The sequence below is a fragment of the Pseudonocardia sp. genome, from assembly GCF_025465255.1.
Lineage (GTDB): Bacteria > Actinomycetota > Actinomycetes > Mycobacteriales > Pseudonocardiaceae > Pseudonocardia.
On the sequence record NZ_JAODNI010000004.1, the window covers coordinates 37,234 to 52,189 of the forward strand.

Here is a 14,956-nt window from a genome sequence, read left to right on the forward strand (position 1 = left end):
GGCCTAGGCCGCACGGTCGACCGGGATCTCGAACGACACCTCGGTGCCGCCGCCCGTGGGGGACACGTCCAGCCCGGCCGACAGCGTCCGGATCAACGAGAGCCCGCGGCCGCGCGGGCCCGCCTCCACCGGCGCCGGACGCCAGAAGCCGTGGTCCAGCACCCGCACGACGACGGCGCCGCCGGAGCTCCCCCGGTCCCGCAGCTCCAGGTCGATCTCGACGGGCCCGGGCGGGCGGCCGCGGTAGGCGTGCTCGACGCCGTTGGCCGCCGCCTCCCCCACCGCGAGCTGCAGGTCCACCAGCTCGTCCGCGGTGAGGCCGACCTCGCCCGCCCACCCCTCGATGAGGGCGCGCATCCGGGCGAGCTCCCGCGGGTTCGCCATGTGCCGGAGCTCGAGGCGCGGGGTGCGCCGGAGGCCGGCACCACGGGACGCTCCGGTGGTGCCGATGCGGGAGCTCCCGGTGGGGGCCGGACGGTGCGACGTCACGGGATCTCCCTCCTCCGTCCGGCAGCCGGGCGCCTGCCGACGTGCTGCCCCGGAATTCCCGCCGCCGCCCAGGTCAAACCCCGTCGACCGGGCGTGTGACCCGGCCGACCAGCGGGTAAGCGCGGGCATGACGATTGCGGACAAGGCCGGCGACATCGCGAACGCGCTCAACCAGAAGGCCGCGGAGCTGAAGGACCGGGCCGGCTCGAAGGTGGAGCCCGAGCACCGCGAGGAGACGGTGGAGGCGACCGGCGAGGACCTGCCGGGCGCGCTCAGACTCGCCTACAAGCCGGTCGGCGTGGTGTCCGGGCTGGTGGGCGGCTTGATCGCGGGGCAGGTCTTCGACCTGATCTGGAAGCGTCTGTCCAACGAGGACGAGACCCCGGAGCCGCTGTCCCCGAAGTACAGCACCCGCGAGGTGCTCCTCGCGGCGACGCTGCAGGGCGCGATCTTCGGGCTCATCCGGACCGCGGTGAACCGGTACGGGATGAAGATCTACCGGAAGGCGGTCCTCACCCCGATCCCCGCGTCGTCGAAGAAGGGCTAGGAGGGCGCTGCCTGGGCGCCGCGCAGTAGGCCGAGTCGTTCAGCGTCCTCCTAAGCCCTACTGGTGGAACCGGGGGACGCGCTTGCCCACGAACGAGGCGAGCCCCTCGGCGCCCTCCGCGCCGGAGGCGCTCGCCGAGATCGCGGCGGCCTCGGCGTCCAGCTGGGTCCGCAGGTCCGCGGCCCAGCTGTCCGCGAGGAGCCGCTTGATCCGGCCGAGGGCGGCGGTCGGGCCCTGGGCGAGGCGGTGCGCGGTCCGCTCGGCCTCCGCCGCCAGCTCCGCGTCCTCGACCACCGACGCGGCGATGCCGGTGTCCAGCAGCGCGTCGGCCTCGAGCACCTGGTCCGTCAGCAGGATCTGCCGCGCCCGCCCGTGCCCGACGATGCGGGGCAGCGTCCAGCTCATCCCGCCGTCGGGCGAGAACCCGATGCCCGGGTACGCCGGACGCAGCTTGGTCGAGCGGCCCGCGACGACGATGTCCGTGGCCAGCACGACGCTCATCCCGGCGCCCGCGGCCCAGCCCTGGACCCCGGCGACGCTGGGCACCGCGCAGTGCACGTAGGCCTCGAGGAACTCGTGGAAGGTGTCCGCGAGCTGCTTCACGTACGCACCGCGGTCCTCCGCGCCCTCGAAGGCCCGCACGTCCCCGCCGGTGCAGAAGCTTCCGCCGTCGTGGGCCAGCAGGATCGCGCCGACGCCCTGCTCCGCGGCCTGCTCGGCCGTCACCAGCCCGCGGAGCGTCTCGGCGACGGCGGTCATCGCCTCGCCGTCGAGGGTGCCGGCCTTGCCGGCGGCGATGCGGCAGCGAAGCACGCGGCCGTCCAGTGCGGTGATCGGGGCGGTCATCGGTCCCTCTCCACGAAGAAGTCCATCTCGGGTTCGTCCCCGCCGCCGTAGCGGGACAGGTCGGTCACGCCCTCCTCGGCCAGCACGTCGACGTCCAGGAAGGTCCGGCCGGTGACCTCGGGGCCGCGCTTGAGCACTGCCACCGCGGCGTCCGCCATGATCTCCGGCGTCCGCGAGCGGGAGGCGGCCTCGTCGCCGCCGAGCAGGTTGATCACCGCGGCGGTGGCGATCGTCGTCTCCGGCCACAGGCAGTTCGCGGCGATCCCGTCCGCCCGGAACTCCTCCGCGAATCCGAGCGTGAGCAGCGACATCCCGTACTTGGAGAGCATGTAGGCCGGGAACCTCCCCAGCCACTTCGGGTCCAGGCTCAGCGGGGGCGAGAGCGTGAGGATGCGCGCCGCATCGGACTTCCGCAGGTGCGGCAGCGCGGTCTGGGTGAGCAGGAAGGTGCCGCGGGAGTTGATCTGCTGCATCAGGTCGTAGCGCTTGATCGGCAGCTCGGCGGTGCCGGAGGTGTTCAGGGCGCTGGCGTTGTTGACAACGATGTCGATGCCGCCGAACGTCTCCGCCGCGGTGGTGGCGGCGCGCTCGACGTCCGCGGGCTCCCGCACGTCCCCGACGATCGCGACGGCCTTCCCGCCGGCCTCCTCGATCTCCGCGACGGCCGTGTGCACGGTGCCGGGGAGGCGGGGGTCGGGCTGGTCCGTCTTGGCCAGCAGGGCGACGTTCGCGCCCTCCCGGCCCGCGGCGACCGCGATGGCCAGCCCGATACCCCGGCTGCCGCCGGACATGAGGATCGTCCGTCCTCGAAGTGACGCCGTCATCGCACTGCTCCTCACCGACGGGGCACCGGCGCCCCGTTCCTCGGTGACCGGACGGTAACAGTCAGGTCTGACCGTTCGGAACGAGGCACCGGAGTGACCGTCGTCTCCCGAAACCCGGCTCAGCCCCCGAGCGCGCGGAGCCTCGGCATGACGTCCTCGGAGAACTGGGTGAGGAACCGTTCCTGGTCGTGGCCGGGGCCGTGGAAGACCAGGTGGTTGAGCCCCGCGTCGAGGTAGGGCTTGACCTGCGCGACCGCCTCGTCCGGATCCGAGGCCACGATCCACCGCTTCGCGACCTGCTCGATCGGCAGCTCGTCGGCCAGGCGCTCCATCTCCTCCGCCGAGTCCACCGTGTGCTTCTGCTCCGCGGTCAGCGACAGCGGCGCCCAGAACCGGGTGTTCTCCAGCGCGGCGTCGGGGTCCCGGTCGTAGGAGAACTTGACCTCGATCATCTTGTCGATCTCGGCCGGGTCCCGCTCCGCCTTCGCCGCGCCCTCCGCCACCGCCGGGAGCAGCTTGTCGGTGTAGAGCTCCATGCCCTTGCCCGACGTGCAGATGAACCCGTCCGCGGACCTGCCGGCGTACCGCGCCACCACCGGGCCGCCCGCGGCGATGTAGACCGGGACCGGGGTGTCAGGGCGGTCGTAGATGCTCGCGTTGACCAGCTTGTAGTACTCGCCGTCGAAGTCGACGTTGGTCTCGGTCCACAGCGTCCGCATCAGCGTCACGGCCTCGCGGAGCCGGGCGAAGCGCTCCTTGAAGTCCGGCCATTCCATCCCGGACACCGCGATCTCGTTGAGCGCCTCGCCGGTACCCGCCCCCAGGATGATCCGATTGTCGTAGAGGCACGCCATCGTGGCGAACGTCTGCGCCATCACCGCCGGGTTGTACCGGAACGTCGGCGTGGTCACGCTCGTCCCGATCTGCACCCGGCTGGTGCGCTCCCCCACCGCGGCCATCCAGGTCAGCGCCGACGGGGCGTGCCCGCCGTTGTGCCGCCACGGCAGGAAGTGGTCCGACACCCACACGCTGTCCAGGCCCACCTCCTCCGCCCGCACCGCGTACTCCACCAGGTCCCGGGGCCCGAACTGCTCCGCCGAGGCCTTGTAGCCGATCTTCAGGGTCACCTGAGGGTCCTCTCCCGGTCGTGCGCCGCGGTCGGGCGCGCGTCTGCTGCTCACAGTGCTACACCCCCGCCGCGGCTGCCGCGAGGACACGTTGATCACTCGTCGCCCCCGGGCCCGCTCCGCCTGCGGCAAACCGGGTGCGGTCGGTCGATCCCGTTCGTACTCTGGAAGGAACCATGACGTGCTCCCTTCCGGGGCCGGCGGCGCGGTCGACCTCCCTGGCCGAACTCCGTCGCCTGGCCTCCCCTGTCCGCCCGCACCGCCGGGCCCTGCTCGGGTCCGGGGTGGCCGCGCTCGCGAGCAGCCTGGCCGCCCTCGCCATCCCGCTGCTCACCCGCCGGATCGTCGACGGCCCGATCGCCCGCGGCGACCTCGGCTCGCTGCCCTCGCTCGTGCTCGGCGTGCTCGCGTTCGGCCTCCTCGAGGCGCTGCTGCTGCTGTGGCGGCGCCGGCTGGTCGCCCGCCCGACCACCCTGATCGAGGCGACGATGCGCGCCGACCTCTACGCCCACCTGCAGGACCTGCCGGTGGCGTTCCACGACCGCTGGCCGTCCGGGCAGCTGCTGTCCCGGGCGGTCCAGGACCTGTCGACGCTGCGCCGCTTCCTCGCGTTCTCCGGGATCTTCCTGGTGGTCAACGCGGTGACGGCGGTGGTCGGCGTCGGGGTGCTGACGGTCCTGTCCCCACTGCTGGGCGCCGCGATCGCGGTCGTCGCGATCCCGCTCGTGCTGCTCACGCGGTACTTCGAGCGTCGCTACTCCCTGGCCGCGCGCTCGGCGCAGGACCAGGCCGGGGACCTCGCGACGGTCGTCGAGGAGTCCGCGCTCGGGATCCGGGTGCTGAAGTCGCTCGGCCGCGGCCGGGAGATGGCGAACCGGTTCACGGCGGACGCCCGCGGGCTCCGCGGCACCGAGCTGCGGAAGGTCCGGCTGCAGGCCGCGCTGTGGTGCGTGCTGATCCTGGTGCCCGAGGCGGCGATCGCGCTGATCCTCGGCCTCGGCGCGCTCGGGGTGGCGCAGGGCTCGCTGACGCTCGGCACGCTCGTCGCGGCCGTCACCGTGATGATGTACCTGTACTGGCCGATCGCCTCGCTCGGCTGGCTGCTCACCGAGGCGGGCAACGCGGCCGCCGCGACCCGCCGGTACTACGAGGTCATGGACGTCGAGCCGGCGATCACCGATCCCGCCGACCCGGTGCCGCCGGCCCACCCGGTGCGCGGTGAGATCGAGTTCCGCGACGTGCGGTTCCGCCACTCCGTCGACGGGCAGGGGGCCGACGAGCATTCGGGCGAGGCCCGCGAGGTGCTGCGCGGGCTCTCGCTGACGGTCCGGCCGGGCGAGACGATGGCGCTGGTCGGGGCGACGGGTTCGGGCAAGACCGTGCTGACGTCGCTGGTCGGGCGGCTCGAGGACGTGACCGGCGGCGCGGTGCTGCTCGACGGTGTCGACGTCCGGCGGCTGCGGCTCGCGGACCTGCGGTGCCTCGTCGCGACGGCGTTCGAGGACCCGGTGCTGATCTCGGCGAGCGTCAGGGAGAACGTGGCGCTCGGGACGCCGGGCGCGTCGTCGGAGGACGTCTGGGAGGCGCTGCGCGTCGCGGGCGCGGACGGGTTCGTGGCGGCCCTTCCCTGGGGCCTGGACACCCGCATCGGCGAGCAGGGCCTCTCCCTCTCCGGCGGGCAACGGCAGCGGCTCGCGCTCGCCCGCGCGGTGATCGGGCGGCCGCCCGTCCTGGTGCTCGACGACCCGCTGTCCGCCCTGGACGTCCACACCGAGGCCCAGGTGGAGGCGGCGCTGCGCCGGCTGCTGGGCGGGGTGACCGCGCTGGTCGTGGCGCACCGGCCGTCGACGGTGCAGCTGGCGGACCGGGTGGCGCTGCTGTCCGACGGCCGGATCGCCGCGGTCGGGACGCACCGCGAGCTGCTGGCGGGGAACGCGGAGTACCGGGACCTGCTGAGCAACCCCGAGGAGGAGGTGGCCCGGCGATGAGCGTCGATCTCTCCTGGCGCGGCGTGGGCGACGAGCCGGACGAGGTCACGCACGCCGCGGGCCTCACGCTGGCCCGCGGCGCCCGCACCCTGTTCTGGTCCCTGCTGCGCCCGCACCGGGCGGCCGCCGCGCTCGCGATGGCGCTGCTGGTCGTCGAGAACGCGGTGCTGCTCACCGGGCCGCTGCTCGTCGCGCTGGCGATCGACACCGGGGTGCCCGCCGCGCTCGACGGCCGCGCCGGCCCGCTGGCCTGGGCGATCGCCGGGTACGCCGGATGCGGGATCGCCGGGGCGGGGCTGCGTGCGGCGTTCCTGCGGCTGTCCGGCCGGGTGGGCCAGGACCTGCTGCTGGACCTGCGGAACCGGGTCTTCCGGCACGCGCAGCGGCTCCCCCTGGACTTCCACGAGTCCTACACGTCCGGCCGGCTGATCTCCCGGTTGACCAGCGACGTCGACTCGATCGACGACCTCCTCGCCCAGGGTCTGGACAAGCTGCTCGGCGCGCTGCTCTCGCTGGTCGGGATCACCGTGCTGCTGCTGGTGATCGACCCGGTGCTCGCCTGTGTCGTGCTGGCCGGGTTCGTGCCGATGGTGCTGCTCACGCGCTGGTTCCAGCGCAGCTCGCGGGCCGGCTACCGGCGCACCCGCACCTGGGTGGCGCGGGTGATCGTGCACTTCGTCGAGTCCATGAACGGCATCCGCGCCGTCCAGGCGTACCGCCGCGAGGCCCGCAACTCGTCGATCATGGACGGGCTGAACGCGCAGTACCGGGACGCGAACGCGCAGGCGCTGCTCACGGTCGCGTGGTTCGTGGCGGCGGTGCGGGCGGTCGGCAACCTGACGCTCGCGCTTGTCCTGCTGATCGGGGCGTTCCGGGTGTCCGGCGGGGCGCTGGAGCTGGGCGCGCTGACGGCGTTCCTGCTGTACCTGCGCCGCTTCTACGATCCCCTCGACGACCTGGCCCAGTTCCTCAACGCCTACCAGTCCGCGGCCGCGGCGCTGGAGAAGCTGTCGTCGCTGCTGGAGACGCCGGTCGGGCTGCCGGAGCCCGCGGACCCGAAGGCCCTGCCGTCGCCGGTCCGCGGCGAGCTCGTCTTCGACGGGGTCGGCTTCGCCTACGCCCGCGCGGCGGACCGGACGGTGCTGCCGGAGTTCACCCTTCGGGTCCCGCCCGGGCAGACCGTCGCGCTCGTCGGGGCGACGGGCGCGGGCAAGTCCACGCTGGCCAAGCTCGCGGCCCGGTTCTACGACCCGACGCTCGGCGCGGTCCGGCTCGACGGCGTGGACCTGCGGGACCTCGCGGACGCGGACCTCCGCAGGGCGCTGGTGATGATCACGCAGGAGTCGTTCCTGTTCTCCGGCTCGGTGGCGGACAACGTCGCGATGGGCCGGCCTGACGCGACCCGCGCGGAGATCGAGGCCGCCCTCGACGCCGTCGGGGCGCGGCCGTTCGTCGAGCAGCTGCCCCAGGGGCTGGAAACGGACGTCCGCAAGCGCGGCGGGCGGCTCTCCGCGGGCCAGCGCCAGCTGGTGTCGCTGGCCCGGATCGTGTTGGCGGACCCGGCCGTCGTCCTGCTGGACGAGGCGACGTCGTCGCTGGACGTCCCGTCGGAGCGGGCCGTTCAGGACGCGCTGGAGACGGTCCTCGCGGGGCGCACCGCGGTGATCATCGCCCACCGGCTCTCGACCGTGCGGATCGCGGACCGGGTGCTGGTGATGGCGGACGGACGGGTGGTCCAGGACGGCTCCCCGGCCGAGCTGCTGGCGAGGGCTGGTGAGTACGCGGACCTGCACGAGGCCTGGCGCGAGTCTTTGCGCTGACGCGCATCACACGAACGCCGAGTGGCCCGTGATCGAGCGGCCGACGACCAGGGTGTTGATCTGCCTGGTGCCCTCGAAGGAGTAGAGCGCCTCGGCGTCGGCGAAGTACTTGGCGACGCCGTAGTCCAGCACCACCCCGTTGCCGCCCACGACCTCCCGGGCCAGGGACACCGTCTCGCGCATCCTGGTCGTGGTGAACTCCTTGGCCAGCGCGGCGTGCTCGTCCTTCGCGGTGCCGGCGTCCTGCATCTCGGCGAGGCGCACGGCCATGCCCAGCGAGGCCGTCACGTTGCCCAGCATGCGCACGAGCAGGTCCTGGACCAGCTGGAACCCGGCGATCGGGCGGCCGAACTGCTCGCGTTCCCCGGCGTAGTCCAGCGCGATCTCGTACGCCGCCATCATCGTGCCGGTGGCGCCCCAGGCCACGCCGCCGCGGGTGCGCCGCAGGACCTTGTTCGTGTCCTTGAACGAGTTCGCCTCCTGCAGCCGGTCGGACTCCGGGACCCGGCAGTCCGTCAGCACGATGTCCGCGTTCTGCACCGTCCGCAGCGCGATCTTGTTCTCGATCTTCGTGGTGGTCATGCCGGGGTTGTCCTGCTCCACGACGAACCCCCGGACCGGCCCCTTCTCCGGCTCGTCGGTGACGTCCCGGGCCCAGACGACGACGAGGTCGGCGAACGTCCCGTTGCCGATCCAGCGCTTCTCCCCGTTCAGGACCCACTCGTCGCCCTCGCGGCGGGCGGTGGTCTCCAGGCCCTGCGCGACGTCGGACCCGCCGTGCGGCTCGGTCAGCCCGAACGCGCCGATCTTCTCCATCCGGCCCATCGGCGGGAGCCACCGCTCGCGCTGCTCGGCGGAGCCGCAGAGGTCGATGCTGCCCATCGCGAGGCCGTTGTGGATGCCGAAGAAGCTGTTCAGCGACGGGTCCGCATGCGCCAGCTCCAACGACAGGAACCCGATCAGTGTGCGCCGCGCGGCCGGCCCCTCGAGGCCCTCGTAGGGCAGCGCGGCGATGTCCAGGGCGGCGAAGCGCGGAACGATGTCGTGCGGGAACTCGGCCTTCGTCCAGGCGTCGAGCGCGATCGGGGCGATCTCGCTGCGGCAGAACTCGCGGACGCGGGCGAGCACCTTCTGCTCGTCGTCGGTGAGCGCGTCGGCGTAGTGGAAGAAGTCCCCGGGCAACGAGTCGATGGCCATCGGCCGACGATCGCACCGGCGGGGGAACCGGGCAAGGCGGGACACGGGCGGCTGAGGTGCTCGTACGCGGTAACCGTCGTGGGAACAACGTTGTTCGCGCACGGGCGGCGAAGCCGCGTCTCGTACGATCGGGGACGTGAGCACCCCCGGAGCCCCCACCGCCGCTCGCACCCCGCTGGAGGTCCTGAACCGGGTCTTCGGCTACGACGCGTTCCGCGGCCCGCAGCAGGAGGTCGTCGAGCACGTGTGCGCGGGCGGCGACGCGCTCGTCCTCATGCCCACCGGCGGTGGCAAGTCCCTCTGCTACCAGGTCCCTGCGCTGGTCAGGCCTGGAACCGGGGTCGTGGTCTCGCCGCTGATCGCGCTCATGCAGGACCAGGTGGACGCGCTGCGCAATCTGGGCGTCCGGGCCGGCTTCCTGAACTCCACCCAGAACCCGGACGAGCGCCGGGACACCGAACGCGCCTTCCTCGGCGGCGAGCTGGACCTGCTCTACCTCGCCCCGGAACGGCTGCGCGTCCCGTCCACGCTGAGCCTGCTGGACCGCGGCACGGTCGCGCTGTTCGCCATCGACGAGGCGCACTGCGTCTCGCAGTGGGGGCACGACTTCCGGCCGGACTACCTGATGCTCTCGGACCTGCACCAGCGCTGGCCGGACGTCCCGCGGATCGCGCTCACCGCGACGGCCACCGAGCACACCCGCACCGAGATCGCGCAACGGCTGGACCTGACGAGCGCCAAGCACGTCGTCGCGAGCTTCGACCGGCCGAACATCCAGTACCGGATCGCGCCGAAGAACGAGCCCCGCAAGCAGCTCCTGGAGCTCATCCGCACCGAGCACCCCGGGGACGCGGGCATCGTCTACTGCCTCTCCCGCAAGTCCGTCGAGCAGACCGCGGAGTTCCTCGCCGCGCAGGGCATCCCGGCGCTGCCCTACCATGCGGGGCTCGACGCCGGTGTCCGCGCGCGCAACCAGTCCCGGTTCCTCCGCGAGGAGGGCGTGGTCATGTGCGCCACCATCGCGTTCGGGATGGGGATCGACAAGCCGGACGTCCGGTTCGTCGCCCACCTGGACCTGCCGAAGTCCGTCGAGGGCTACTACCAGGAGACCGGCCGCGCGGGCCGGGACGGGCTGCCGTCCACGGCGTGGCTGGCGTACGGGCTCGCGGACGTCGTGCAGCAGCGCAAGATGATCGACGAGTCCGAGGGGGACCTGGCGCACCGCCGCCGGCTGGCCCAGCACCTCGACGCGATGCTGGCGCTCTGCGAGACCGTCGAGTGCCGGCGGACACAGCTGCTGAACTACTTCGGCCAGCAGTCCGAGCCCTGCGGGAACTGCGACACGTGCCTGACACCCGCGGAGTCCTGGGACGGCACCGTCCCCGCCCAGAAGGTCCTCTCCACGGTCTGGCGGCTCAAGCACGAGCGCAACCAGAGCTTCGGCGCCGGGCAGGTCGTGGACATCCTGGTGGGCAAGCGGACCCCGAAGGTCGAGCAGTCCGGGCACGACGCGCTCTCCACCTTCGGCATCGGCACCGAGCTGGGGGACGTCGAGTGGCGCGGGGTGATCCGCCAGCTCCTGGCCCGGGGCCTGCTCGCCGTCGGCGGGGCCTACCAGACCCTGGCGATGACGGCGGAGAGCTCGGCGGTGCTCAAGGGCGACCGGCAGGTCATGCTCCGCAAGGACCCGGAGCGCACCCGCACCAGGCGGTCCTCGCGGTCGAGCGCCCCGGTCGCGGACCTCGCGCCCACGGCCCAGCCGGTGTTCGAGCGGCTGCGGGCCTGGCGCGGCGCCACCGCGAAGGAGCAGGGCGTGCCCGCCTACGTGATCTTCCACGACGCCACGCTCCGGGCCGTCGCGGCGCTGGCGCCGACGTCCCTGGACCAGCTGGGCACGGTCAGCGGCGTCGGGGAGAACAAGTTGGCCAAGTACGGCGACGAGGTACTCGCCGCGGTGGCGGGAGACGCGGGGTGAGTGAGCGGATGCAGCGACGCAGTGCAGGCGGCGGGCCGGTCGTCGGGATCACGGGCTACGGCGAGATCGCCCGGTACGTCCCGTTCGAGCACGACACCGTGCTGCTCCCCCGCACCTACGTCGACGTGGTGACGGCGGCCGGGGGCGTCCCGGTCGTCCTGCCGCCGATCCCGCTGTCCGCGGGCGCCGTGGACCGGCTGGACGCGCTCATCATCTCCGGCGGCCCGGACGTCGACCCCGGCCGCTACGGCGCCGAGACCGGCCCGCAGACCGTCCCGGCGCGCACCGAGCGGGACGAGGCCGAGCTGGCCGTCCTGAGCCGGGCCCTGGAGCGGGACGTCCCGGTGCTGGCCGTGTGCCGCGGCCACCAACTGCTCAACGTCGCCCTCGGCGGGACGCTGCACCAGCACATCCCGGACGTCGTCGGACATGTGCGGCACGGCCCGGAACCCACGGCGTACGGCGAGATCGAGGTCCGCACCGAGCGGGACACCCTGGTCCGCACGCTGGTGGGCGAGGAGGCCCGGGTCCGCTGCCACCACCACCAGGCCGTCGACCGGCTCGGGGAGGGGCTGCGGGTCTCCGCCCGGGCCGACGACGACGTCGTCGAGGCGATCGAGCTCGGCGGGCAGCGGTTCGTCGTCGGCGTGCAGTGGCATCCCGAGCAGGACGCCACGGACCTGCGACTCGTCTCGGGCCTGTTGCGGGCCGCGACGGAGGCGGGGGCCGCGGCCTGAGCCGGCACAGGCTCGGCGGGACCGGCACAGGTTCGGACCTGTGCGTGGCGGCCGGCAGCTCTGCTCGATCGGCGTGGGGCTATCCGCGGCGCAGCCGCTTGAGCGCCTCGGGCAGCTCGTCGTGGTGCACCACGGTGAGCCGCTGGGTGGCGCGGGTGATCGCGACGTAGAGGTCGTTGAGCCCACGCGGCGACTCGGCCAGCACCTCGGCCGGTTCCACCAGCACCACGGAGTCGAACTCCAGGCCCTTGGCGGCCGTCACCGGCAGCACGACGACCGGGGCCTCCAGGTCCTCGGGGTCCGCGAAGTCGTCGATCTCGCCGTCGGCCGCCTCGGCCGCCGCGCGGGCGCCGGGCTCGCCGAGCAGCGCGATCCGCAGCTCCTGCACCCGGGCGTTCGGGACCAGGACCGCGACCCGCCCCTCGCCCACGGCCGCGCGCTCCTCGGCCACCAGCTCGCCCAGGACGCCGTCCGACCCCACGAGCGTCCCGGCGGCGACGGCCACGGCCCGCGGCGGGACGCCGGTGCTGCGCACGGAGCTCGGCGGGTCCAGGCTCGCGTCGATCATCGCCAGGACGTCGTCGGCGACGTCCGCGATCTCGGCGGGCGTGCGGTAGTTCACGGTCAGCTGCTCGAGCCGCCAGCGGTTCGCGACGAACGGCGAGAGCATCTGGCCCCAGCTGCCCGCGCCGGCGAGGTCCCCGGTCTGCGCGACGTCTCCGACCACGGTCATCGACCGGCTCGGCACCCGGCGCATGATGAGCCGCCAGCCCATCGCGGACAGCTCCTGCGCCTCGTCGACGATCACGTGGCCGTAGGTCCACTCGCGGTCCGAGGCCGCCCGGTCCGCCGTCGACTCGTAGGACCGGACCTGCATGCGCTCGGCGAGCCGATCCGCGTCCACGATGTCCGTGGCGCGCACCAGCTCCGGGTCCAGCTCCTCCTCCAGGTCCAGCACGTCGAGCACGCCCTGGGCGTACTCGACCTCCTCGCGCAGCGCCGCCTGGGCGGCGGCGCGGGCGGCCGCGCCGTCGTCCCCGAGCAGCTCGGCGGCCTCGTCGAGCAGCGGGACGTCCGCGGGCGTCCAGCGCAGGTCGTACGGGACGTCGTCGCCGGGGGCGGGCCGCTCCAGCAGCGCGCGCTCCTCGGCCGGGATGCGCCGGGCGATCGAGTTGAGCCGGCGCCGGTCGGCGAACAGCTCGGTCAGCAGGCGCTCCGGGGAGAGCGTGGGCCACAGCGCGTCCAGCTCGCGGTTGAGCTCGGTGCTCTCGCCGAGCTCCTCACGGATGTCCTCGACGTCCGCCGAACCGACCAGGCCACGGCCACCGAGGTTCGCCGCCACCTGGTTCGCCAGCAGCCGGATTGCCTCGGTGCGGAAGAGCCGCTTGGCCTCGTTGTGCGGCTTGCGCGAGCGCCGGGCCCGCGAGCGGGCCTGGTTGGCGACGTCCCGGTCCAGCCGCACCTGCTGCTGCTCGACGACGAGCCGGATCGGCTGCCGCGGGAGCTGCTGCCGGTCCCGCACCGCCGCGGCGACGACCGCCGCCATGTCCGCGCGGCCCTTGACCTCGGCGGTCCGGGCGCTCTCGGTGCGGCGGGCGTGCAGGCCGGGGAAGAGCTGCGCGACGGTGCCGAGCACGACGCTCGTCTCGCCGAGGGAGGGCAGGACCTGGCCGATGTAGCGCAGGAACGTGGCGTTCGGCCCGACCACGAGGACGCCGCGGCGGGCCAGCCGGTCCCGGTGCGTGTAGAGCAGGTACGCCGCGCGGTGCAGGGCGACGGCCGTCTTGCCGGTGCCCGGGCCGCCCTGCACGACCAGCACCCCGGAGGGCTTGGAGCGGATGATCCGGTCCTGCTCGCCCTGGATGGTGGCGACGATGTCCGTCATCCGGCCGGTGCGGGCCTCCGTGACCGCGGCCATCAGCGCGGCCTCGCTGGTCAGGCCCGAGCTGGTCGTGGACGCGGCCTCGGCCAGGTCCAGGACCTCGTCGTCGACCGCGGTGACGGTGCGGCCCCGGGTGCGCAGGTGCCGGCGGCGGCGGACGCCCTCGGGCGACGCGGCCGTGGCGGTGTAGAAGGGCTGCGCCGCGGGGGCGCGCCAGTCCATCAGCAGCGGCTCGTACTCGTTGTCCTCGTCGAGCAGGCCGAGGCGGCCGATGTAGCGGGTCTCCTCCGCGTCGGTGTCCAGGCGGCCGAACGCCAGGCCGTGCTCGGCGGCGCGCAGGGCGGCCAGCCGGTCCGTGTACATCGCCGCGGCGGCGTCCCGCTCGGTCAGCGCCTGGGGCGTGCCGACGGTCTCGCCGTGCAGGACGTCCGCGAGCCGGCGCGCGGTGTCCCGCCGTCGCTCGTCGAGGCGCTCGTAGAGCATCGCGACGTAGCCGCGCTCGTGCTCGAGCGCCGACTGCTCGGGCGCACCGGCCTGCTCCGGTTCAGACACCAGCGGATCTTCCTCACCTGACGCACGAGACGCGCGGCGGACATGTGTTCCACCCCGTGACGGGACTGACCAACCTACCAGCGCCCGCGTTTCCTCCTCCGCCCCGACGGGTAGCTCCTCCCGTGGCCAGCCGCCCCCGCGCATGCTCCGCGGGACCGTCGTGACCGAATCGTCCGTAGAGGGCGCCGCGCCCGATCGGCAGTACGGCGACTCGGAGTACGCCCACCTCATGCCGCTCTTCGACGAGTTCGTCGCGCTGCCCGAGGATCATCCGGCCCGGCCCGCGATCCGGAGCAAGCTCGTCACGGGCTACCTGCCGATCGTCCAGCACATCGCCCGCCGGTTCTCCGGCCGCGGCGAGCCGGTCGACGACCTCGAGCAGGCCGGGACCGTCGGGCTGATCAACGCGGTGGACCGGTTCGACCCCGAGCGCGGCATCGACTTCCTCTCCTACGCGGTGCCGACGATCACCGGTGAGGTGCGCCGGCACTTCCGGGACCGCACCTGGGCCATGCGGGTCCCCCGGCGGCTCAAGGAGCTGCAGAGCGCGATCAACGGCGCCGTCGGGCCGCTGTCGCAGGAGCTGAACCGGGCGCCCCGGCCGTCGGAGATCGCGAGCCGGCTGGGCATCCCGACCGAGGAGGTCCTGGAGGGCCTCGACGCCCAGCAGGCCTACCGCAGCACCTCCCTCGACGAGCTGGTCGCGGGGGCGGACTCGACGCTGCAGGACACCCTCGGCGTGGCGGACGCCGAGCTGGACAAGGTCGAGTACCGGCAGGCCCTCGCCCCGCTGCTGGACGAGCTCGACGAACGCGAGCGGGTGATCCTGGTGCTGCGGTTCTTCGGCAACAAGACCCAGACCCAGATCGCGGACCAGGTCGGGATCTCCCAGATGCACGTCTCCCGGCTGCTCGCCCGGACGCTCGCGCGGCTCCGGGACCGGATGGGCGGGGACCGGTGACCGGCGGGCCG

12 protein-coding genes are annotated in these 14,956 nt (G+C 73.5%); 6 read left to right on the forward strand and 6 right to left on the reverse strand.

The window, feature by feature from the left end; genetic code table 11:
• Nucleotides 1-3: 3 nt before the first annotated feature.
• On the reverse strand, nucleotides 4-489 hold the full coding sequence (locus JWP64_RS00450) for an ATP-binding protein (protein WP_297490824.1): 486 nt from the start codon (nucleotides 487-489) through the stop codon (nucleotides 4-6).
• 127 nt (nucleotides 490-616) lie between these two features.
• On the opposite strand from JWP64_RS00450, the gene JWP64_RS00455 reads away from it, so the two are divergent.
• Nucleotides 617-1,036 (forward strand): DUF4235 domain-containing protein, encoded by a 420-nt coding sequence (locus JWP64_RS00455; RefSeq protein WP_297490825.1) that lies wholly within the window; start codon nucleotides 617-619, stop codon nucleotides 1,034-1,036.
• 57 nt (nucleotides 1,037-1,093) lie between these two features.
• On the opposite strand, the gene JWP64_RS00460 is transcribed toward JWP64_RS00455, so the two are convergent.
• From JWP64_RS00460 to fgd, 3 genes are all read right to left on the reverse strand, one after another.
• Complete coding sequence (locus JWP64_RS00460) at nucleotides 1,094-1,882, reverse strand: enoyl-CoA hydratase-related protein (RefSeq protein ID WP_297490828.1); 789 nt, start codon at nucleotides 1,880-1,882, stop codon at nucleotides 1,094-1,096.
• On the reverse strand, nucleotides 1,879-2,706 hold the full coding sequence (locus JWP64_RS00465; protein WP_297490830.1) for an NAD(P)-dependent oxidoreductase: 828 nt from the start codon (nucleotides 2,704-2,706) through the stop codon (nucleotides 1,879-1,881). The genes JWP64_RS00460 and JWP64_RS00465 overlap by 4 nt, the downstream gene beginning before the upstream one ends.
• 119 nt (nucleotides 2,707-2,825) lie before the next feature.
• Nucleotides 2,826-3,833, reverse strand: coding sequence for a glucose-6-phosphate dehydrogenase (coenzyme-F420) (gene fgd, locus JWP64_RS00470; RefSeq protein WP_297490832.1), 1,008 nt, complete (start codon nucleotides 3,831-3,833; stop codon nucleotides 2,826-2,828).
• Between the two features lie 176 nt (nucleotides 3,834-4,009).
• Between fgd and JWP64_RS00475 the strand changes: the two genes are divergently transcribed.
• Entirely contained in the window at nucleotides 4,010-5,821 is a 1,812-nt protein-coding gene (locus JWP64_RS00475; protein ID WP_297490835.1) for an ABC transporter ATP-binding protein, read from the forward strand.
• A complete protein-coding gene (locus JWP64_RS00480; RefSeq protein WP_297490837.1) occupies nucleotides 5,818-7,641 on the forward strand; it encodes an ABC transporter ATP-binding protein in 1,824 nt (607 codons plus the stop codon). The genes JWP64_RS00475 and JWP64_RS00480 overlap by 4 nt, the downstream gene beginning before the upstream one ends.
• Before the next feature lie 6 nt (nucleotides 7,642-7,647).
• Here the strand turns inward: JWP64_RS00480 and JWP64_RS00485 are convergent, their stop codons facing one another.
• Nucleotides 7,648-8,838, reverse strand: coding sequence for an acyl-CoA dehydrogenase family protein (locus JWP64_RS00485; protein ID WP_297490839.1), 1,191 nt, complete (start codon nucleotides 8,836-8,838; stop codon nucleotides 7,648-7,650).
• A 136-nt stretch (nucleotides 8,839-8,974) separates the two neighbouring features.
• On the opposite strand from JWP64_RS00485, the gene recQ reads away from it, so the two are divergent.
• Entirely contained in the window at nucleotides 8,975-10,813 is a 1,839-nt protein-coding gene (gene recQ, locus JWP64_RS00490) for a DNA helicase RecQ (protein ID WP_297490842.1), read from the forward strand.
• Nucleotides 10,810-11,550: a gamma-glutamyl-gamma-aminobutyrate hydrolase family protein gene (locus tag JWP64_RS00495; protein WP_297490844.1), complete on the forward strand. Its 741-nt coding sequence runs from the start codon at nucleotides 10,810-10,812 to the stop codon at nucleotides 11,548-11,550. The genes recQ and JWP64_RS00495 overlap by 4 nt, the downstream gene beginning before the upstream one ends.
• Nucleotides 11,551-11,629: 79 nt before the next feature.
• Here JWP64_RS00495 and JWP64_RS00500 read toward each other — a convergent pair whose 3' ends face one another.
• On the reverse strand, nucleotides 11,630-13,915 hold the full coding sequence (locus JWP64_RS00500) for an ATP-binding domain-containing protein (RefSeq protein ID WP_297490900.1): 2,286 nt from the start codon (nucleotides 13,913-13,915) through the stop codon (nucleotides 11,630-11,632).
• Between the two features lie 298 nt (nucleotides 13,916-14,213).
• On the opposite strand from JWP64_RS00500, the gene JWP64_RS00505 reads away from it, so the two are divergent.
• Nucleotides 14,214-14,945: an RNA polymerase sigma factor SigF gene (locus tag JWP64_RS00505; protein ID WP_297490902.1), complete on the forward strand. Its 732-nt coding sequence runs from the start codon at nucleotides 14,214-14,216 to the stop codon at nucleotides 14,943-14,945.
• Nucleotides 14,946-14,956: the final 11 nt, after the last annotated feature.

Bases quoted from the DNA above. Each gene is read 5' to 3' on its own strand.
- JWP64_RS00455 (WP_297490825.1), top strand. From the start codon at position 617: ATGACGATTGCGGACAAGGCCGGCGACATCGCGAACGCGCTCAACCAG.
- JWP64_RS00460 (WP_297490828.1), bottom strand. From the start codon at position 1,882: ATGACCGCCCCGATCACCGCACTGGACGGCCGCGTGCTTCGCTGCCGC.
- JWP64_RS00465 (WP_297490830.1), bottom strand. From the start codon at position 2,706: ATGACGGCGTCACTTCGAGGACGGACGATCCTCATGTCCGGCGGCAGC.
- JWP64_RS00475 (WP_297490835.1), top strand. From the start codon at position 4,010: ATGACGTGCTCCCTTCCGGGGCCGGCGGCGCGGTCGACCTCCCTGGCC.
- JWP64_RS00480 (WP_297490837.1), top strand. From the start codon at position 5,818: ATGAGCGTCGATCTCTCCTGGCGCGGCGTGGGCGACGAGCCGGACGAG.
- JWP64_RS00485 (WP_297490839.1), bottom strand. From the start codon at position 8,838: ATGGCCATCGACTCGTTGCCCGGGGACTTCTTCCACTACGCCGACGCG.
- JWP64_RS00500 (WP_297490900.1), bottom strand. From the start codon at position 13,915: ATGCTCTACGAGCGCCTCGACGAGCGACGGCGGGACACCGCGCGCCGG.
- JWP64_RS00505 (WP_297490902.1), top strand. From the start codon at position 14,214: ATGCCGCTCTTCGACGAGTTCGTCGCGCTGCCCGAGGATCATCCGGCC.